At 41.8% G+C, this 19,872-nt stretch carries 20 protein-coding genes; 4 read left to right on the top strand and 16 right to left on the bottom strand.

Annotated elements, in window-relative coordinates:
• Positions 1-51 precede the first annotated feature (51 nt).
• The 3 genes from HMPREF2686_RS09035 to HMPREF2686_RS09025 are packed head-to-tail and all read right to left on the bottom strand — an operon-like array spanning position 52 to position 2,002.
• Positions 52-882, bottom strand: coding sequence for a hypothetical protein (locus HMPREF2686_RS09035; protein WP_070450415.1), 831 nt, complete (start codon positions 880-882; stop codon positions 52-54).
• Positions 879-1,679, bottom strand: coding sequence for a hypothetical protein (locus tag HMPREF2686_RS09030; protein ID WP_070450411.1), 801 nt, complete (start codon positions 1,677-1,679; stop codon positions 879-881). The genes HMPREF2686_RS09035 and HMPREF2686_RS09030 overlap by 4 nt, the downstream gene beginning before the upstream one ends.
• Positions 1,673-2,002: a PadR family transcriptional regulator gene (locus HMPREF2686_RS09025; protein WP_003012258.1), complete on the bottom strand. Its 330-nt coding sequence runs from the start codon at positions 2,000-2,002 to the stop codon at positions 1,673-1,675. The genes HMPREF2686_RS09030 and HMPREF2686_RS09025 overlap by 7 nt, the downstream gene beginning before the upstream one ends.
• Positions 2,003-2,264: 262 nt before the next feature.
• Between HMPREF2686_RS09025 and HMPREF2686_RS09020 the strand changes: the two genes are divergently transcribed.
• Positions 2,265-4,229, top strand: a complete 1,965-nt coding sequence (locus tag HMPREF2686_RS09020; protein ID WP_070450409.1) for a peptide ABC transporter substrate-binding protein — start codon at positions 2,265-2,267, stop codon at positions 4,227-4,229.
• A gap of 99 nt (positions 4,230-4,328) precedes the next feature.
• On the opposite strand, the gene HMPREF2686_RS09015 is transcribed toward HMPREF2686_RS09020, so the two are convergent.
• From HMPREF2686_RS09015 to HMPREF2686_RS08990, 6 genes are all read right to left on the bottom strand, one after another.
• Positions 4,329-6,332, bottom strand: coding sequence for an FtsX-like permease family protein (locus HMPREF2686_RS09015; protein ID WP_049514854.1), 2,004 nt, complete (start codon positions 6,330-6,332; stop codon positions 4,329-4,331).
• Positions 6,325-7,092 (bottom strand): ABC transporter ATP-binding protein, encoded by a 768-nt coding sequence (locus HMPREF2686_RS09010; RefSeq protein ID WP_070450405.1) that lies wholly within the window; start codon positions 7,090-7,092, stop codon positions 6,325-6,327. Before HMPREF2686_RS09010 ends, HMPREF2686_RS09015 begins: the two co-directional genes overlap by 8 nt.
• A 176-nt stretch (positions 7,093-7,268) precedes the next feature.
• On the bottom strand, positions 7,269-7,823 hold the full coding sequence (locus HMPREF2686_RS09005; RefSeq protein ID WP_070450402.1) for a hypothetical protein: 555 nt from the start codon (positions 7,821-7,823) through the stop codon (positions 7,269-7,271).
• A 214-nt stretch (positions 7,824-8,037) separates the two neighbouring features.
• On the bottom strand, positions 8,038-9,156 hold the full coding sequence (locus HMPREF2686_RS09000) for a DUF4767 domain-containing protein (RefSeq protein WP_070450399.1): 1,119 nt from the start codon (positions 9,154-9,156) through the stop codon (positions 8,038-8,040).
• A gap of 83 nt (positions 9,157-9,239) precedes the next feature.
• Positions 9,240-10,097 carry an alpha/beta hydrolase gene (locus tag HMPREF2686_RS08995; RefSeq protein WP_070450396.1) on the bottom strand — a complete coding sequence of 286 codons (858 nt, stop codon included), beginning with the start codon at positions 10,095-10,097 and terminating at the stop codon, positions 9,240-9,242.
• Entirely contained in the window at positions 10,084-11,376 is a 1,293-nt protein-coding gene (locus tag HMPREF2686_RS08990) for a PTS transporter subunit EIIC (protein WP_070450393.1), read from the bottom strand. Before HMPREF2686_RS08990 ends, HMPREF2686_RS08995 begins: the two co-directional genes overlap by 14 nt.
• 298 nt (positions 11,377-11,674) lie before the next feature.
• Between HMPREF2686_RS08990 and HMPREF2686_RS08985 the strand changes: the two genes are divergently transcribed.
• From HMPREF2686_RS08985 to HMPREF2686_RS08980, 3 genes are all read left to right on the top strand, one after another.
• A complete protein-coding gene (locus HMPREF2686_RS08985) occupies positions 11,675-13,069 on the top strand; it encodes an MFS transporter (RefSeq protein ID WP_070450391.1) in 1,395 nt (464 codons plus the stop codon).
• Positions 13,056-13,178, top strand: coding sequence for a hypothetical protein (locus HMPREF2686_RS10735; protein WP_261673682.1), 123 nt, complete (start codon positions 13,056-13,058; stop codon positions 13,176-13,178). Before HMPREF2686_RS08985 ends, HMPREF2686_RS10735 begins: the two co-directional genes overlap by 14 nt.
• 173 nt (positions 13,179-13,351) lie before the next feature.
• Complete coding sequence (locus tag HMPREF2686_RS08980) at positions 13,352-14,047, top strand: VIT1/CCC1 transporter family protein (protein WP_070450388.1); 696 nt, start codon at positions 13,352-13,354, stop codon at positions 14,045-14,047.
• A 28-nt stretch (positions 14,048-14,075) separates the two neighbouring features.
• On the opposite strand, the gene HMPREF2686_RS08975 is transcribed toward HMPREF2686_RS08980, so the two are convergent.
• The 7 genes from HMPREF2686_RS08975 to HMPREF2686_RS08945 all read right to left on the bottom strand — a co-directional run bounded on the left by HMPREF2686_RS08975 (position 14,076) and on the right by HMPREF2686_RS08945 (position 19,766).
• Positions 14,076-14,615, bottom strand: coding sequence for an NADPH-dependent FMN reductase (locus HMPREF2686_RS08975; protein ID WP_070450385.1), 540 nt, complete (start codon positions 14,613-14,615; stop codon positions 14,076-14,078).
• Positions 14,616-14,783: 168 nt separating this feature from the next.
• Positions 14,784-15,707 (bottom strand): L-lactate dehydrogenase, encoded by a 924-nt coding sequence (locus HMPREF2686_RS08970; protein WP_070450382.1) that lies wholly within the window; start codon positions 15,705-15,707, stop codon positions 14,784-14,786.
• Between the two features lie 153 nt (positions 15,708-15,860).
• Positions 15,861-16,748, bottom strand: a complete 888-nt coding sequence (locus tag HMPREF2686_RS08965; RefSeq protein ID WP_070450380.1) for an Rpn family recombination-promoting nuclease/putative transposase — start codon at positions 16,746-16,748, stop codon at positions 15,861-15,863.
• Between the two features lie 82 nt (positions 16,749-16,830).
• Positions 16,831-18,561 carry a DUF2075 domain-containing protein gene (locus HMPREF2686_RS08960; protein ID WP_045759193.1) on the bottom strand — a complete coding sequence of 577 codons (1,731 nt, stop codon included), beginning with the start codon at positions 18,559-18,561 and terminating at the stop codon, positions 16,831-16,833.
• Complete coding sequence (locus HMPREF2686_RS08955; protein WP_003006111.1) at positions 18,558-18,896, bottom strand: nucleotide pyrophosphohydrolase; 339 nt, start codon at positions 18,894-18,896, stop codon at positions 18,558-18,560. The genes HMPREF2686_RS08960 and HMPREF2686_RS08955 overlap by 4 nt, the downstream gene beginning before the upstream one ends.
• A 126-nt stretch (positions 18,897-19,022) precedes the next feature.
• Positions 19,023-19,388: a TIGR02328 family protein gene (locus HMPREF2686_RS08950; protein ID WP_070450378.1), complete on the bottom strand. Its 366-nt coding sequence runs from the start codon at positions 19,386-19,388 to the stop codon at positions 19,023-19,025.
• Positions 19,389-19,766 carry a YbgA family protein gene (locus HMPREF2686_RS08945; RefSeq protein ID WP_070450375.1) on the bottom strand — a complete coding sequence of 126 codons (378 nt, stop codon included), beginning with the start codon at positions 19,764-19,766 and terminating at the stop codon, positions 19,389-19,391. It lies immediately after the preceding gene.
• Positions 19,767-19,872: the final 106 nt, after the last annotated feature.

Here is a 19,872-nt window from a genome sequence, read left to right as displayed (position 1 = left end):
AATCCAAAAACAATTGAGAGGCTAGGACTTTTATCCCAGCCCCTGTTCTTACTATTTATCACTTTCCGTCCTATTCTTTTTCAAAGCACGAATCGTAAACCAATAATAAATAACCAACCCAAAGACGATGATCACTGTGGGCAGAAGAACCGTCATACCAAGATTCTGAACTCCTTGTGCCAAGGTCCAGCGATGTAAGAATCCAACCACTAAAAAGGCGACGATAGGAAAGATGAAAGCTCGTCCAAACTCTTCTTTCCATTGCCAAAGAATGAGAGCTCCGCTAGACCCTGTCATGAGAAGAGCATCCCAAGGACTAGGGACTACAAACCATGCAAGAGCTGGCAAGAAACGGACCCCCACTATTTCACCAACAAAATAGAATCCTAGAACTAGAACAAATGCTACATAAATTGCTTTTTTCGCTTTTTCTTCCGCAAAAATGAGGCGACGAAGGAGATAGAAGATTATCCCAACAGCTAGGAGTCCCAAAATGATGTCGGTTAAATAGACTAGTGGCTTGAGCACAAGGACCGCTTGAGAAGCAAAATCACTTAGGAGGCGATAAAAAATCACAATACCTGAAAAGATAGCCCCATATTTCAAAACAGACCGTGTCGATTCTTTGGGCATATTTTCGATGATTTGGTCTGCCATTCCCTTTGGATCAAGGCCAAAATAATCCTTTGCCGTGAGGCCATCCGCTCCTGCTTGCGAAAAGTCAAGTGCTAGATTATAGACCTGCTCTCTTAAGGCTTTCTCCTCATATAAGAAATCTGCAAGATTGAAATAATCCCAGAGATCTTGGAAATAAACTTGATCCTCTTGGCTAAAAGTTTTCATCAAGGCCTGCGTTTCTTCAAAATACATTGCTGATTTCATGCTTCTTCCTTCTTTCTTTGGAGACAAAATACAACAAGGGTCAGGACTAGTCCCATGAGAGGAAGTAACCAGCCTATTAAATGAGCAGTTTCCTGATTCACAAGACGAATCCAGCATCCTGTAACTAGGAAAGTCAGGCCCATGACTAGTAGACTCGACATCAGACGATTCCTGCTTCTATAGGCCATAACTGCAAACCCAAGTTGGACTAAGACAGCGAGAACAATCGCCCAACCATCTGATAAGAAGAGACTCCCAATGTGGCCAAAATAGATCGAAAATAGTCGTACGATGTTCAGAAATACCATCAGGCTGATCACACTGATAAAAATAGCCCAAGACCACTTCATTTCTCCATAGCTCTGTTTGGACCAAAGCCACGTGATGAACTGGCTGAACACCAAAAAATTGAGGAGAATGACAACATAGGTCAAGGGTTCGATTTTCAGTGGTGTCATCCAGGTAAAATCCATTAAATAACGCATGCCAACCAAGATCACTCCAAGTATAAAAACTAGTCCCACATAAGATCCTAAAGAGCGTTTAGGCAAGTCTGAAAGAACTTGATCCACCATCGACCGTGGATCCTTTCCAAAATACTCCACCGCCCGTATGCCTTCTTTCTCAGCAACTTTCAGATCGCAAACCATATTGTAGAGTTGTTCACCGAGCGCTTCATCATCATAAAAATAGGACTTGGCCCCAATATAAGCCACCATTTTTTTCACATAGGCTTGATCCTCTTTGTTTAGATGAATCAATTCATCTGACATTTTTTCTGTATAACTTTCTACCATTCTTCTCCCTCCTTCTTGATACGTTCTACTTTTGTGACCAGCTCCTGCCACTGGTCCCAAAATTCCTCTAAGCGCTCTCTTCCAGCATCACTGAGTGAAAAATACTTGCGATCGGGACCATCTGGAGACGGCCTCATTTCCCCATGAATAACCCCTTGTTTTTCTAATTTTTGAAGCAGGGGATAAATGGTCCCAGCGACAATCTTATCAAATCCCATCTCTTTGAGACTTTGGATCAATTCATAGCCATAGATGGCCTTTTTAGAAATAATCTCCAGCACACAGCCCTCCAAGACTCCCTTTAGTAATTGGGACTCTTTCATCCTTCTCACCTCTTTCTTCACATTTTTCACTAGTTTGTTTTACATACTAGTCTTTTCACTATCAGTATACTCTTTCTCAACTAGTATGTAAAGCATAATAGTAATTTTTTTTAAAAAAAATTTTTATTCCATAAAAATCCCATAAAATCAAGGGTTTCACTGTATACTGGTGTGTAAATATACAAAAAAAGTTCAAAAAACACTTTATTTTGTAGATTGATTGGAGTATAATAATTAAAATTATTCAAAAGGAGACACGAATATGAAAAAATCGAAGCTTGCTCTTTTAGCAGGTGTCGCCGCAGCTTCAACGCTTTTCCTTGCTGCATGTGGCTCATCTTCTAATGCGTCAAAAGGGACTACCTACAACTACGTGTATGGTACAGACCCTGATTCCTTGAACTATTTGACTTCAAATCGTTCAACTACAAGCGACATTACAACCAACTTGGTCGATGGTTTGTTTGAAAACGATCAATACGGTAACTTAGTGCCTGCTCTTGCTGAGGACTGGTCCGTTTCAAAAGATGGTCTGACTTATACTTACAAGCTTCGAAAAGACGCGAAGTGGTATGATTCAGAAGGAAATGAATACGCTGACGTCACTGCACAAGATTTCGTGACATCTCTAAAATACGTAGCAGATAAAAAATCGGATGCTCTTTACTTGGTTCAAAACTCAGTCAAAGGCTTGGATGACTATGTAAACGGGAAAACCAAAGACTTCTCAACCGTTGGGGTAAAAGCTGTTGATGATCACACTCTTCAATACACTTTGAACCAACCAGAATCTTTCTGGAATTCTAAATTGACGACTGCTACCATGATGCCAGTTAATGAAAAATTCTTGGAATCAGCTGGGAAAGACTTTGGTAGCGTGAAACCAAATGGTATCCTCTACAATGGTGCCTACATTTTGAAATCCTTCACTTCAAAATCACAAATCGAGTTGGATAAAAACCCTGATTACTACGACAAGAAAAATGTTCACATCGATACGGTTAAATTGACTTACTTCGATGGATCTGACCAAGACTATCTTGCTCGTAACTTCTCAGATGGGAACCTATCTACTGCTCGTCTCTTCCCAACAAGCTCAACTTACAGTACGATTGAGAAGAAATTCAAGGATAACATAGTTTATTCCCCACAAGATTCTACTGTTTACTACGCTTACTTCAACGTCAACCGTCAAAATTACGGCCATACGAAGAAGACATCTGATGAGCAAAAGAACAACACGAAGACAGCCCTTCAAAACAAAAACTTCCGTCAAGCTTTGAACTTCGCTTTGGATAGAACTTCCTACAGCGCTCAAGTTAACGGGAAAGACGGAGCATCAAAAACTCTACGTACCCTTCTAGTTCCACCGACATTTGTGCAAGCAGACGGGAAAGACTTCGGTACTCTCGTTGAAGAAAAACTTGCCGCAACAGGAGATGAGTGGAAAGGTGTGAGCTTCGCAGATGCTCAAGATAGCTTACATAATGCGGACAAAGCCAAAGCGGAACTTGAAAAAGCGAAGGCTGAATTGCAATCACAAGGTGTTCAATTCCCAATCCATATCGACTATGTTGTGGACCAATCTTCTAATGCTCTTGTCCAACAAGCAGACTCTATGAAGAGTTCTATTGAAACAGCTCTTGGTACAGACAATGTCGTGATCGATGTACAAAAATTGTCTACAGACGATGCAGATAACGCTACTTACTTTGCCCAATCACCAGATCAAAAAGACTTTGATATGGATATCACTGGTTGGGGACCTGACTTCCAAGATCCATCTACTTACTTGGATATCTTGAACCCAACAGATGGTTCAACCTTGACTGGTATGGGACTTGATCCTAAGAAAGACCAAGCGCTCATCGAGAAAATTGGTTTGAATCAATACAAAGAATTGCTAGATGCTGCCAATGCTGAAAAATTGGATACCAATGCGCGTTATGAAAAATATGCTGATGCCCAAGCTTGGTTGACAGAAAACGCAATTGTTCTTCCAATCTACTCTAAGGGTGGCGTTCCATCTATCACGAAGGTAACACCATTCTCTGCACCAAATTCTGCTATTGGTATTAAAGGTGAATCAACCTTCTTCAAATACCAAAAACTTCAAGATAAGACAGTCACAACTGCTGACTACGAAAAAGCTTATAAGAATTGGTTGAAAGAAAAAGAAGAATCAAACAAAAAAGCGCAAGAAGAACTTGCAAAACACGTGAAATAATCACGAAAGAAAACACCGGGGATATAATCCTCGGTGTTTTTTGTGCTAACAAAATGTTGTATTTTTCATCTTATTTCTAATCTTTTATAGACTCGAACGCTATCGCACGACAATCTTCCGATAACTTCTAGAAGTCAGAAGAAAGACGAGAATATAGGAGATGAAAAAGACAGCGCAGATAGAAAGAGTCGTTTGAAGGACCAAGCCCGCATTGGTTGCTCCTAAGAGGGCAACGATCTTTGCAATCATCTTGTAGGCCACTCCTAGGTAGAGGAAGGAGAAGAATAAAGGAAGGAAAAAGACAGTGAGAATCTGTTTGCGAATGGTGGTGGCCGTTTGCTTTTGGTCCAACCCTACTTGTTGCAAGATCACAAAATTATCCCGGTCCTCATAGCCCTCTGAAATCTGCTTGTAGTAAATGACGAGTACCGTAGACAATAGAAAGATCACCGATAGGAAAATCCCAATAAAGAGGATTGTCCCTGCTGATTCACGCCACTCCTTCTCCATGCTGTATCGATCAACCCCACCAAACAAAGTCGCACCATATTGACTCATTTTGTCTGTCGAATTAAGCTCTTTGGCCATTCCAGCTATAAAATCTTGGTTTTCTTTATTTTTAGCACTAATAGAGAATTCCAAATTTTTATCAATTTTTAGTCCCAGTTGGTTCAAGTCAGGGAGGACAAGATACAAGCCCATTTGGTGTTGAAACAGGTCGGCTTGAGGGAGTTTTCCTTGGATAAAATTGGAGTCTAGTTTTTCTTTAATCGTAAAGGTCTTCCCATTGATTTCTAATTGCGCGTCTAATCTTCCAGGATATTGATACCCATAGGCTAGGATTTCATTTTCCCCAAGCTCAACTTTTTGACCGGTCAGTTGCTCATAAGTCGCCTGATCAAAAAAGTAGACTACTCCTTCTGTCTTCAATTCCTGACCAGTTTCTTGATCGGACTGGTCATACACCTCTAAGATCCTTCCATCAATCTTTCGAATTTCAGCCGACCAGTATGTTGTCTGTGCCACCTGATAATCTGACAGATGTGTCGCATCGGCTGTTTTCTGAATAATAGCTTGAACCTCCTCAATAACCGGTTCTGTTTCAGCATCTGAAGGCATATGTCCCACACTAAAATTGTAGTCCGAAGGGTACATAGTATCTAGGTAATTCTGCCCTCCAATAAAGAGATTGAGCGACCCGGTTAAGGTGACCAAGACCATGGTGGAAAGAATACTAATGGTCGCAAGACCCGCTGCATTTTTTCGCATCCGAGCTATTAAGTTGGAAACAGAGATAAAATTCTCCGGCTTGTAATAGTAGGGTTTCCGACCTTTAAGAATTCTTAAGAAGGTAATCGATCCTGCGTTGAATAAGAGATAAGTCGCCAGAATGACCAAGATGACAGCAATAAAGAATCTTTGGACGGCCGCAACTGGACGCTCAACAGTGAGCGCCAAATAGAAAGCAATTCCTAAGAGACCTAGACCTAACAGAGTTTGGACCAGCAAGAATCTTCCCTTCTTCTCTCCTGCTTTCTTTTGTTGCATGAGGTGGAGGGAACTGTAGCGCAAAAGGCGTAAAGAATTCAACAAGAGAATGAGGCCAAAAGCTAAGGCTAACCCAAGTAAAGTGTTAAGAACAGCCCCTATCTGGAAGGTTGATTGAATGACGACTGGTAGACCCATACATTTTAGGAGTAAGGCAAAAATCAAGGGATCAAATAAGAGTCCCAAACCCAGTCCCGCGCCAACTGTGAGGATATAGAAGATAAGCAATTCCCATAAGGTCATGACGAGGAGGTGCTTCTTCTCCATCCCCAGAACACTGTAGAGTCCCAGTTCTTTGGAACGATTTTTCATGACATAGCCATTGGCATAAGCCACTAAAATGATGACGACCAGCTGGACGACGAAACAACCAAAACCAAGGACATATCTCGCCGTTCGTCCTCCGTAAGAAGCCTCTAAGTGAGGGGTCGTTGCCAGGGCGATAAAGCTATAGAGGATCATGGTCGTTAAAATAACGGCTATAGCGAAAGGGTAATAGAGCTTACGATTTTGTTTGAGGTTGGAAAGAGCTAATTTACTCGTTAATTTAAACATCATGATCCTCCTTTCCCGCCATGACCGTCAAGGTATCTGAAATTTCTTGGAACATCTGACGCTCTGTCTTTTCTCCGCGGAAGATCTGGTTATAGAGAATCCCATCCTTGATAAAGAGCACGCGCTTGGCCCGAGCTGCCGCTGCGGTTGAGTGGGTTACCATGAGAATGGTTTGGCCCATGTTATTGATATCTTCAAAGACGTCCAGCAAAGCAGCTGAAGACTTAGAATCCAGCGCCCCTGTTGGCTCATCAGCAAGGAGGATTTCTGGTGAGGTGATGATGGCCCGCGCTACGGCCACCCGTTGCTTTTGACCACCAGAGATTTCGTAAGGGTATTTTTCTAAGAGCTGGTGAATGCCCAACTCCCGGCTGACAGTGTCGACCTTGCTCATCATTTCCTTGACTGGTCTGCGAGAGAGGACCAATGGCAAGAGGATATTGTCCTTGACAGACAAGGTGTCGAGCAGGTTGAAATCTTGAAAGACGAAGCCTAGTTTTTCCCGACGGAAGCTGGACGCATCCTTGTTCTTGATGGTGGAGGTATCTATGCTATTTAGGTAGACCCGTCCTTCCGTCGGCTGGTCCAGCATGGCCAAGATGTTGAGGAGGGTCGATTTCCCGGATCCTGATTCCCCCATGATAGCGACGTATTCGCCCTTCTCAACGGTAAAATGGATATCCTTTAAGGCTTCAACCTGCGTTCCTTGAAAGCGGGTTTTGTAGATTTTTTTGATATGTTGAACGTCTAGTAGGGTCATGGTCCGTTCCTTTCTAGCTCGAAAAAGCTTCAATTGTTTTTTACAAATCAATTGTACTAAAATAAGAACGCTTTCACCATAACATAACCTTACATTTTACCCTTTATTTCTTACATTTTTGTAAGAAAGCAAAAAAACAGGCTAGGACTTGAGGTCCTAACCTATTTATTTTTTGATTATTCAGCTGATGAAGAGGTAGCTTTCCCAAGAGATTCGTAGACACCTTTAAGAATGTTTGTCATTGAGTCACGAGCTGTTCTAATTTGTTGCAAGAAAGGTGTACGCCCTTGCTCAGGAACAAGCGTGTCATCTGAACCTGCACTTGATAGCATGGTATTGAATTGAGCTTTTGAGTCATCCAAAGCCTTAATCGCTGGTTCTACTTGTTGAGTGTATGCAGATCTTTGTGCTTCTGGAATTTGTTGGCCGATATCTTGTGCGTATTTTTTATAGCTATCTACTAATTTACCATAAAGATTTTTAAAATCACCAATTGTTTTGGCATTGTCAATTTCTTCATCTGTCAACAAGACAACTTCTGGAACATTAACAGAAGATTTTGATGTTTTTGAGGAACTGCTTGATTTGCTTTCTGAAGTAGATGATTTTTCTACTTTGCTAGAAGATGCTTTTGCTTCTTTGTTAGAAGATTCTGAAGCAGTTTTACCTGAACATGCTGCCAATGTTGCAACTGACAAGAGAGCCACACCGGCTGTAAGAAGTTTTTTCATTGTTATTCTCCTATAAATAAAGTTTGAATATATTTTAAATGATTTCCCTTTACTTGTCAAATGTTTTCTGTTTTTAAATACTTTTACAACGGCATTTATTACTACCTTTTAACATATTTTCTTTCCTAAATATCTTTTTATAATTTGGTTTTTTATTCATTTTATGAATAAATGAAAACCAGAAAACAATCATTTTCTGGTCTATTCTTCCTTCTTACTGATGAAGGATTTGAGTAAATGCTTCTTGAAGTTCCTTGTTGTCCGTTGGTTTTAGATACATCTTTCCACCATTGGTCGTTGGAGAATGAAAGACAATGGCTTCTCCCGTATCTGTAATGGCAAAGAAATAACTATGCACATCTGGATATTTGTCCCAATTGCTATAGCGTTCTACAATGCGGTACTTGGCATTTCCTTGACCGGTATCTGTATAAATGGCATCCATCTTGCTATTTTCCCCTAGAGTATAGAGGTTGTCTGGTCCTACATCACCACCAGCGATGCCTTTTTGATAGTTGGGTTGGCCCATCTTTTCGCCCCAGGTCTTCATAAATTCTGCTAATTTTGCTGATTTTTCAGCGTTCCAAGGCGTTTTTTCCTGGTTTTGGCTATTTCCCGCTGATGGTGCGCTGTCAAAAGTTTGCCAATCGAAACTCTTGAGATCCAGTTTATCCTCATCCGATTTTCCAAAGAGGGCATTCAGATCTGACCCCGGTACTTGGACTTCTTCTTCCTGGACTTTGGTCGCGGCTTGAGGCGTCTTTTCTATCCGTGAGAGCACAGCTACCCCACGGCCAGTTCCTGACATCCAGCTGACTTCTAAGACTTCTCCTCCCTTATAGAGGGTCGTCGCATTGCGCGCTCCACCGTGTCCAGCGACGAAACCTTCAGCTAGTAGAGTCGGTTTTTGGTCCTTGAGGTAATAAACTCCTGTCACAAAGTAACTGCCATCGGTCTGCTGATTGGCGATGATCATCTCATCTACCCCATCGTTATTTAAGTCCTTAAAGGCATAGCGAACGGCATCTGGCTGATTGATGATAGTCTCAATCACCCAACTATTGATCATCCGATCTTCTTTGGCTAATGCATCATTCAATTTGGAAATAGCATCTAACTCTTTTGAAGTGGCAAAAATCTTTTGGTAGTCTGAAAAAACAGACTGGTATAATTGTTTGTTATCTGTTTTTTTCGCTTGTTTCTTTGCTGAAGTCTGGCTTGTTGCAGCCTCTTTTTTGGGACTGGACTGACGTTGGTATCTTTGGTAACATCCTGTTAACATGACCATACTCGAAGCCACTATTCCTAACTGCACCCATTTTTTTCTTTTCATCTTATTTCCTATAATCTCCCTTATTTTCATACTAAACTTTATTATACTAAAAAAAAGGTGAGGAAGGAATCCCTTCTTCACACTTAGTTTATTTTATTCGGTTTGGCTCGACGATCCGTTTGACTTTCAATATGCTCTTTCACCAAGGCAACTACCTCATCATTGGTTGGAAGGTCCGAGTGCTGTGCATCTTCCCCCGTCACCGTAATCTCCGTATAGCTAGCTGCTTGGTTTTGGTAGATATACTTCCCAGCAGAAACACTGGCATCTGGGACCAACTCATCTGAATCATAGGTAATGGTCCCTGCTACTGAATACATATGAAGGGTTGTCGGGATAGCTTTTCTGGCCTTGATAAAATCGGCCAACATCTCAGATTTATTTTTGATATTGGTCTCCGTGAAATTGTAGGGAGTTCCGATGGTCATAAGGGTCTTGAAATCCACATCATAATCCCCTAGATAATTTTCAATAAAGGCTGTATAAATCAAGCCACCGTTGGAATGACCCAAGCCCTTAAAATTATTAAAATTATATTTTTCTTGAAGGGCTTCGAAGGCTTGATTAAATAGTTTGGCTTGCTTTTTAATGTTGCTATAGCCATCTTTGTTATTTTCAAAACCAACCACAATTACCGGCTCATTGTCCTTGGCATCAATACTTCCACTATAGGTGATATGCCCATCATTCCAAACTTTGACCTTGAGCAGGCTGTGTTTGGTCCCGCGTCGATCTTGGTTGAGTTTGGTTACCAAACCATCAAATCGATTCTCTGTCGCTGAACTTCCCGGAATCATAATGATAGGAGATAATTTTGAATTGTAGAATTTCTCGATTTTGGATACATTCGTCCGAGTCCAGCTATAAGAAGGAATGGCTAAAGCTATCAAGAAAAGACTGACCAAAGTAAGGACGATCGCTGTTTTTTTAGATGGCTTCATCGCTTTCTCCTTTCACTTTTAAGTCTTTTCGAATACGATTTCCCATACGGACAAATGGTAGGTAAAGGAGCACATCGACGGCAAAACAAAGTATACTGACAGCTAAGGCTCTCAGACTCCCTCCCGTTCCAATAAAAGCATAAAGAAGGCTAGGAGTCCCATCTGGCACCGGATAGACGGCTGCTGGCATCAGCTTGAAGCACAAAGCTAGAGCTGCTATCGCCATATTCACCAAAGGGATCAATAAGAAGGGAATCACATATAGGAGGTTGAGAAGGACCGGTATTCCTACCATGAAAGAAGCCCCATTGTTAAAGAGACTTGGAAACAGACTGAGGAGGCTGACTTTCTTGTCCTTTTGACTTCGTGAAACCAACAGGATCGCCACCAAAAGCGCTAGGACGGCTCCAATTCCAGCTACCAGACCAAAACTGCGGTACAAATTGGTCAAGGTATAGAGATGAGGAATGCCTGTCGTTGTATGATGCGTCACAGCGTAGGTAAGATTTTCCAAAGCAAAGTTATCATCCGCAATTGAGTTCAAGGCAAAGGATTGACTATTACCAAACCAAGCAGATAGCCCACTAAATAGTCCCATGACAAAGGTGGACAGCAGATGATGACTGCTTATAGTCAGAAAACTAAAGAATTGACCGATCATTTGAAAAATACGGTACTGATTGCCAAGAAGGAGGAGAATATTCAGGCTAACCCCTAGAACCAAGGACAAGAAAATGGGACGCACAGTCTTGGGCTGATAGATAAAGTCTTTGTCCACAATCTGGTCGTCACTAGCCTTGGATAGTCGAAAGATCTGTCCGATTAGATAGCCTAAAACAATGGCTAAGAGGATATTGGTCGTCGCAGGTAAGTTAATTCGCGTCAGTTGCCCATCATTGAGTGGTCCCACCAACAATTCCTGAGACCCTACAATCAAGCTGACCAAAAGAGCAGTCACGCCGGCTGTCCCCGTACTTCTACCATAGTGCCCAGCTGTATATTTCCCAGCGAAGTAGGTTGCTAAAGGCCCTGCTAGACCTCCTAGAAAGTTGGAAAAATTAATAAGAACCTGGCTGATAGCTTGATCCCATGGCAACCAACTATCCATCGAAAAGAGCTGATGGATATAGCCTCGATCGGAAAAGACCGATAAGGCAATCACTCGAACGATTCCTGAAAATAAGAAAAAAGGAAATAAGGAAACCAGAGTTTTCTGGGATATTTGAATCAAACTTTTTTCTCGTAACCAGAAAAACTTCTGGACTAAATACTTGGTCATGGCGCCCCCTATTGGTGTGTTCACGTTGCTTGCTTTCTTCTTATTATATCATAGTGGTGATCCTTACCTTTCGTTTGGAGAGACGTCATCAGTTGAGAATGCTGTTAATATTTTCAAAACTGTTCAAAAACTCTTTGACAGGGGTCTTCATTTCCTCTATACTATTTGTTAGCTAATAAAACGATGGATCAGGTTGCCGTAGGTCCCACTATGCTACCTGACGGAAAATCAGATCGTTACCATATTTTTTATACCATAGTCCATGTCTATAGGAAGATTTAGGAGGAATCAGACGTCTATGTCACAAGAAAAAATTTCAGCCAAGGTCTTGTTCGCGATCTTTGCGACAGGGATCCTGTCCTTTTGCGGGGTGGCTGGAGAGACTGCCATGAACATCACCTTTCCAATATTGATGAAGGAATTTGAGATCAACACCGCAACAGTCCAGTGGGTTACCACCATCTATCTCCTAGTGGTTGCCTGTGTGGTCCCCTTATCTGCTTATCTCAAGCGTTCCTTTAAAATGAAGTCCATCTTTTTAGTTGGAAATCTCCTATCTGTTTTAGGTGTTCTTATCGACTTCCTAGCTCCAAATTTTGGCTTTGTGGTCCTGGGGCGATTGGTCCAAGGAATGGGGGTTGGTTTTGCCCTCCCTCTGATGTTTAATATCATTTTAGAACAAGTCCCAAAACGTAAGATCGGTCTCATGATGGGAGTGGGGACCTTGATTACAGCCATTGCACCCGCTATTGGGCCTACTGTCGGTGGACTCTTAACAGCTAGCTTCGGCTGGCGGTCCATCTTTTTAGTTCAATTCCCGATCCTTCTGGCCTCACTAGTTGCAGGACTTCGCTCCATTGAGCAAATCAGTAAAGTCAAGAGGGAAACCTTTGATATCGTGAGCCCTCTTGCCATCATTGCCCTTTTCATAGGGTTGATTCTAGGTATTCATGGCCTAGCGGATCATGCGTTCTTCAGTTTTTCTGTGCTTGGTTGGCTGGTGATCGGAAGCTTGGGACTGGTTCTTTTGGTCTGGCGGTCCAATCAGTTAGAGACTCCCATTATCAATCTTTCTATTTTGAAAAATCATCGTCTCACTGGCCATATTCTAGCCTTCTTCACCTTTCAATTAGGCTCTCTTGCCATGAGTTTTCTTCTTCCTAATTATGTCCAATTGGTCAACCACTCAAGCACTACGCTTGCAGCCTTGATGCTGCTTCCAGGAGCCATCATTGGAGCTGGCTTTGCCCCCTTCTCTGGTCTGATTCTAGATAAACTGGGGGCCCGCAAACCGATCCTCCTTGGAGCTGCTTTCATCCTTCTGGCCCATTTTCACTTCACCCTCTTGGGCCTGAAGCTGACAAATGGTTTGATTCTCGTCTTTTACATGATCTTCATGACCGGTATGGGACTGGCCTTCGGCAATATTATGACCAACGGACAAAAACAACTCTCTCTGGAAGAGCAACCCGATGCGAACGCAATCTTTAATACCTTGCAACAATTTGCAGGTGCTGTTGGAACAACCCTGGCTTCCTTGATCGTTGCCATGAGCCAAGCCAATCAAAAGCTGGATTTCACCCAAGCCACAGCTAAAGGCAGTCGCAATGGTTTCATGACCTTATTTGCCTTAGGTATTTTCCAACTCCTTCTCTTATTTTGGGTGGTGGGAAAAGATAATGAAACCAACTAATTTATCTCGTCAAAAAACAGCAGGAAGCCTGCTGTTTTTTGTTGTCCTTTCCGCACTCGCGTTAGAATGCCATCAGGATCCTCAAAAATTATGCACTTCTGCTAAATAAACCTTGATAGGATAGGTGTATGTCAAATTCTCTCTCCATTTTGCTTGTAATGTCAAATTTTACAACTAAAAGGTTCCATTAAATTGTCTAACTTTTATCATTTGAGTTAAAATCCTTGATTTCTTTCTGTATTTTATTTATAATCATTCTAAATAAGGAAAAGGAGACATTGTATGACTGAAATAAAACATGGAGTAGATGAATCATTTAGCGATCGCTTGAATATTTTGAGAGCTGCGGTTCTAGGGGCCAATGATGGAATCATTTCTATCGCTGGAGTGGTGATCGGGGTGGCCAGTGCCACGCATAACATCTGGATCATTTTCTTATCTGGCTTGTCTGCAATTCTGGCCGGTGCCTTTTCGATGGCGGGTGGTGAGTATGTTTCTGTTTCCACACAAAAAGACACGGAAGAAGCTGCTGTGAACCGCGAACAAGCCTTATTAGATCGTGATCCAAAGTTAGCTAGAGACTCTCTCTACCATGCTTATCTTGAAAATGGAGAATGTGAAACTTCAGCAAAAATTCTAACAGAGCGGGCCTTTCTGAAACACCCCCTCAAAGCCTTGGTCGAAGAGAAATACGGCATTGAATACGAAGAATTTACCAATCCTTGGCATGCAGCAGCATCTAGCTTCCTTGCTTTTTCTATTGGTTCCCTTCCTCCAATGCTCTCTATCATTCTCTTTCCAGCTAACTATCGCATTCCAGTGACAGTCTTCGTTGTTGGACTATCCTTGATCTTCACTGGCTATACCAGTGCGAAACTGGGAAAAGCACCTACCAAGCCAGCCATGCTTCGCAATCTCATCATTGGCCTTCTCACCATGGGAGTAACCTACTTCTTTGGACAACTCTTTAGTATCTAAAAAGCTGAGACTTCTGTCTCAGCTTTTCTTATGCTTCTAATAAGGTTTGTGCTTGTTTTTCCAGTCCTGCGACCGCTTCATCTGTCAAGACTAATTCACCTGTTCCCCAAGCTTCTGGGTTTACGGTTGTTCCAGTGAACTCTCCAACTACTTGAGTTCGAACGAATGGCAAGAGCGCTTGGTATGCCGCAAACATTGGTTCGTGTCCGGCATTGGCTACTGAAGAAACCGTTACGATCTTGTCTTGAAGGGCAGATGGACCACGAGTTTCTGACAGGTCAAGGGCACGACTAAGCCAGTCGATCAGGTTTTTCACTACACCTGGAATAGCAAAGTTATAGACTGGCGAGAAGATCCAGATGGCATCCGCAGCAAGAACCGCATCACGCGCTGCTTGCACTGCTGGTAAGGTTGGCGTTTCCAAATCTTGGTTCATCATTGGGATGTCTTTGTAGTCCAAGTAAGTCACTGTTGCTTTTCCTTCAAGAAGGCTTTCTGCTTTCTTAGCCATTTGGTGGTTAAAAGATCCTTGACGAAGGGATCCGACAATAAATAAAATGTTTTTCATAGTTGCTTCCTCTTTCTGTTGTAAGAATATTTGTTATATTAACTATTATACATGTCCTAGATGTAATGTCAAGTGTTACAACTTGGAATTTACTAAGCTTTATTAAATTCACTAAGCAAGGGCTAAGATAATTGAGAGGCTAGGACTTTTGTCCCAGCCTCCTCTCTTTTATGCATGCTCCAGCCCTTTTCGTGTGTTTTCCTTGATGGTTTCGGCTGAATGGAGTAATTTTTCTTTTTCTTCTTCTGTCAAATGCAAGTCCAATCGTTCGATAATTCCTTTTCGACCTACAATCGCTGGATAGCCAAGATAGGTTCCGTATTCTGGACGATAGTTAGAGACCGGCATTTCCTCGTGGCTATCATTGATCACAGCTTCTGCTAAGCGTTGGACTGCTGCTGCAATTCCAAAATTGGTATAGAATTTGCCAAAAAAGACAGTATGACCACCACGCAAGGACTCGTAGTTGATGGTGTCCAGCTCTTCTTGAGAGAAGAGATCGGTAATAGCGTGTCCTTTGACACGGACCTGACTCCAAGCGACAAATTGAGAATTTCCATGCTCACCGAGGTTGTAACCTGATACACTAGCAGGTGAAACCTGCAAACGATCAGCGACTGCACGCTTCATCCGAGCTGTATCCAGCAAGGTCCCTGTCCCAATCACCTGCTCTTTTAGAAGGCCGGTATATTGTTGATAGAGTTGAGTGACGGCATCGACCGGATTGGTCACTACCAATAAGACCCCACTAAAGCCAGAAGCCTTCAGATCACGCGCCACTTGCACTACTTGCTTGCTAGTAAAAGGAAGCTCCGCAAAACGGTCATCTGTGTTATTAGCCTGCAACTCGATATTTCCAAGAGTCGACACCACGACATCCGCATCTTTTAAAGCCGCGTAGTCATTGACCGTGATATGCACCGGATACCCCGTATTGGCAACCGTATCACAAAAATCCAAGGCATCTGCCTTGACCTTTTTCTCATTGGTATCAATCAAGACCAAGTGATCACAGGTGTGTTTCAAAATCATGCTGTGGGCCAAGGTCGCACCCACATGCCCCAAACCAATAATACCAATTTTTCTTGTCATCAGAATCCTCTTTTCTAGTATCGATCACACTGTTGGTGAGGATAACTCTTTGTTGACTCTATTCTACCACAATTCTAGAAAGGCGGATTGAAAAAATGGGAAAATTTTCAAGTTTTTTCAAAAAAGAAAAGAGGCGATGCCTCCGTTAAAGACTCAGGAAAGAAGAGCCTTAATTTCTTCAATGGATAAGCCCGTCATATTCGAGATCAACTCAGGCGACATTCCTCGTGAGACCATCTCGCATACCAACTGTTTACGACCTTGCGCCACACCTTGTTCTAGACCTTCTTCGCGTGCTTCGTCAATAGCCGTCTCCATGGTCATATCATAATTTTCTTGAATACGAATCCGCTCGTCTATCATGGTCTTCTCCTCCTTGGTCCAGCTAGATGAATCTAATAATGAATCTGCGTGAGCAACGGCCTGACTGGGAGCTTTTGTAAAGGGAAGATTCCCAAAAAACTCCAACCACTGTCTGCCTGCATCTGTCAGGTTCTCATCTTTATTATACTTGTCTAGCTCTAAAAAGGCAACCTGCAGAAGATTTTGGTGCTTGCCATTTTTATAATAGGCCTTGAGTTGCTTGCCAGATCGGCTATTGGTCAACCAGTATTTGTTGATGGCGGCCTCTTCGTCCAGTAAGAGCGACTTCTCCAAAATCGCAATCCCATAGACGGGCTCCATCTGCTCGTACATCTTATGTGTCTGTCCTTGCTGGCGCAGTTTTTGCACATTCTCCACCAGCTGATTGGCCAAATAGTAATGGAACCGATTCAAGAAATACTGCTGCTTGCGAATCTGGATCTCGATGATCACCTCGGTCCCATCATGGAGCTTGGCTCTCACATCCACCGCAGTGGAGAACAAGTCATCTTCCTCATAAGCCATGCTGTGGGGCTGGCTTCCCTCCACAATCTGAGCGTCCGCCACATCCAGCTCCAAAATATCTCGAATAAAGGCCGTCGTCACCTCCGGCAAACTAAAAATCTTCTTGGCCATGATGTCCAAGGTCGGCGATACATGCGCGTGTCTCTTTTGCATCCTTGCTCCTTTCCGATAAAAAATAGAGGGAAGGTCCCTCTACTTCTATAATTCGAAAAAAATTTGGGAAATAGGAAGCATCTTATTTTGTCGCATTTTTTAAAGCTTGTTGAAGTTCTTCATCAACCGCATAGACGTATAGCCCGTTAACTCCACGGGTTAACAAAACATTTAACTCATTTCGTAATAATGTTTCTCCGTAATTAATCATTTCACCTGATTCAAGTTTTCTGTTTTGAACAGCACTTTTATTTTTGCTTTCACTTATATCAAAAATAATTTTCCCGTCTCTATATTTGACAGATGGGCCAATGATAACTCCCACATAATTTAGATCAAATCCCTGAACGGTAAATGTTGAGCCAATTTCATGAATCGTTTGAGACTGCTCTATCCAGGATAAATGTTTAGATTCTTTTTCTTTTGCAAGTTGTCTGTTCCACGGACAAGACCAGTCTCCGATACGGACACACCAATAGTCAGAATCCTTCGGTTTTGATTGACTACTATATTCCCAATCATAGGTTGCTGTTAAGCGTGAAATCCCTAAACTCTGATTATCATTTTTTTCCATGATTGCACTTTGAAGTTCCTCAGGAGAATCAAAAACTCTAATATCATAATCATTATCAATTGGAACCTCATTTACAACTCCAGCATCAATCAGGTTTCTTATCCACTCAACTGTTTCTTTAGTTGCATGGATACGCATTTGGTTATGTAGCGTAATGAGATTTCCTTTTAAATTGGCTTCATGTTCCAATTTCAAGAAAGCATCATCTGTCCATATTTGGGATTTATTCATGATCTGATTTTCATCATAAACTAACACGACCACTTTAGATTTAGCGAGCAAATCATTTAAATGATTCCCGCCTAAATAGGCTTGATTTTTTGCAGTCAATAACAAGTGACCTTCATCAACCACTACAATTCCAGCATCAGTTTTTTCTTTTTTCAGAGCATTTAAAAATTGAGTTGGTTTCATCACAACATTAATATTTGATCCACTCTTCCATTCCAATTTTTTCTCAATTTCTTGGTAAACACTGAGTTGATCATCATGATTCACAACCAAATTGATATCATTGTTCTCGCGAATCATCTGAGTATCTTCAGAATTCAACAAATCATCGATGAGGGAACTCATCAAAACCGTTTTCCCTGCACCAGCATCACCCTTTACTAAAATTAGAACTCCTGTTTCATTTTTACTAATGACAGATGTAATTTTGAGCAATATTTCATTTTTTGCCTTCACTTGTTCATCTGTTAACTTGTGAAACGGAGAGGATTTAAATATCGCTGAATTTCGAATAAAACTTTCTGCTGGGAATAAATAATGGTTTTTCCGATTTAGAGTTCTCCATATCTTTGAGAAAATCTCATCTAACTCTTCGGAAGTATAATATTGGTTTTGAGGATTTCCTCTTCTATTCTGAACCCTTTCAACTTGGTCAACACTTGATAAGTAAAGCATTAACCTATTCTCAATATCCAATGTCAAAGATTTATTGAAATGGTTATGCCCAATAACAAACATTTTAGAAGTTTTAGATTGTTCAAATTGTCGCCAGTCTTCTCGGTCCTTCTTTATATCATCTGACAAATGCTGATTTGTTCTACGAATGATATCTGTTGTTTCTCCGACATAAACACTATACTTGTTTTTATTCTCATCGTTTACGATATATACAGTTGGATAATCAAAGATAAGCTTAGAATGTTTCGGAGCAATCGTTTCTTTTAATTGATCAAATGTTCGATTTGAATAATCGATTTCTATAACTACGGGTGATTGAATGTTGCTCATTTTTTCTCCAAGTCCGTATATTTTTTATTATTTCCCTTGCTTAATTCTACAGGATATTTTTTTGCATTTATATCAATTTTCTCTTTTATAATTTCTTCTACATCCAGATTCAAATTATCTGCTAACATGAAAGAATACATAAAAACATCCGCAAGTTCTTCTTTGATTTCTTTTAATGACTTTTCAACTACTTCCTCTGATTGTTTCCACTGAAATAGTTCCAACAATTCGCTCGCTTCTAGTGAAATCGAAATGGCTAAATCTTTTTCATTATGAAACTTTCTCCAGTCACGTTCATCTCTAAATTGATTAATTAAGTCGATTAATTCTTTCATCCGTCTATCCTTTTCCTGTGCATAATCTCCTATTATTATAGCATGTTTGGGAAAGAAATTAACGCTTTCAAAGCATTTTGTTGGTTTTTCGCGCAAAAAAACGAACCTGGTCTGGTTCGTTCTTTCTTAGTCTAGTTGGATCCCTTTTTCTGCTAGGTTATCTAAGCATTCTTTCAGGTAACCCGCATGATGCTCGGGATAGATGGGGGTTTTCAAGCCTTCCTCTTCCAGTTCTGAATAAGCTGGGCAGGTCTTGCCTCGATAGGCCGGCTCCCACCACTCTGGGCTGACCTTGTAGCCACGAGCCGTCATCTCCTCCATGATCAGGCAGTGATAGGCATAGAGGCGATAAGGCGAGTATTCAAAGACATAGTTGACCGTCGCGTGCTTCTTGCCCCAGTCATTGCCTCGAAGGGCGCAGCATTCCCGGTGTTGACCCAGGAGCTGAGGACGAGGGAGTTTGGGAATCAAGTCTTGGTGCCAGAGTCTCATCTATTGACCTCCTAGTAGTGACGACTCTTGCAAGTAGCGATTGGGATAGCGCTCCAGAAGCCTTTGGATCCCCTTGATGAGATCCTCCTGGCTAGCTTGCCCATGCTGGTATTTCTCAAGTAGCAACATGAAGTCGGCCTTTTCCTCAGGAGTCGCCTGCTTTTTAAAATAACCCCAGATATGCTGGAAGGCATTGGATACCTGGCCACGATTTTCCGGCAAGGCCAGCGCTTGCTGGATCAGGTCCTCGACATGACTGACCTCCACCTGGTCTTGCTTGAGGTATTCCCGGATTTCCTTGTAGAGATTACTGGAACGACTCAGCACCAGGTATTTATTTTTCGCCCATAGGACTTGGCAGTGATGTTTTTGATCCACTCTTGTCTCCTTTTGATCTTCTCTATGAATAGTCCTCCCATTATACCATGGAAATGATTCATTCCATCAAAAAAAGGCTGGGACAAAAGTCCTAGCCTCTTAATTG

Origin of the sequence: Streptococcus sp. HMSC057G03, from assembly GCF_001808745.1 — a bacterium.
In the GTDB taxonomy this organism is placed as follows: Bacteria; Bacillota; Bacilli; order Lactobacillales; family Streptococcaceae; genus Streptococcus; species Streptococcus parasanguinis_Z.
This window is presented reverse-complemented; position numbering and strand designations above follow the sequence as displayed.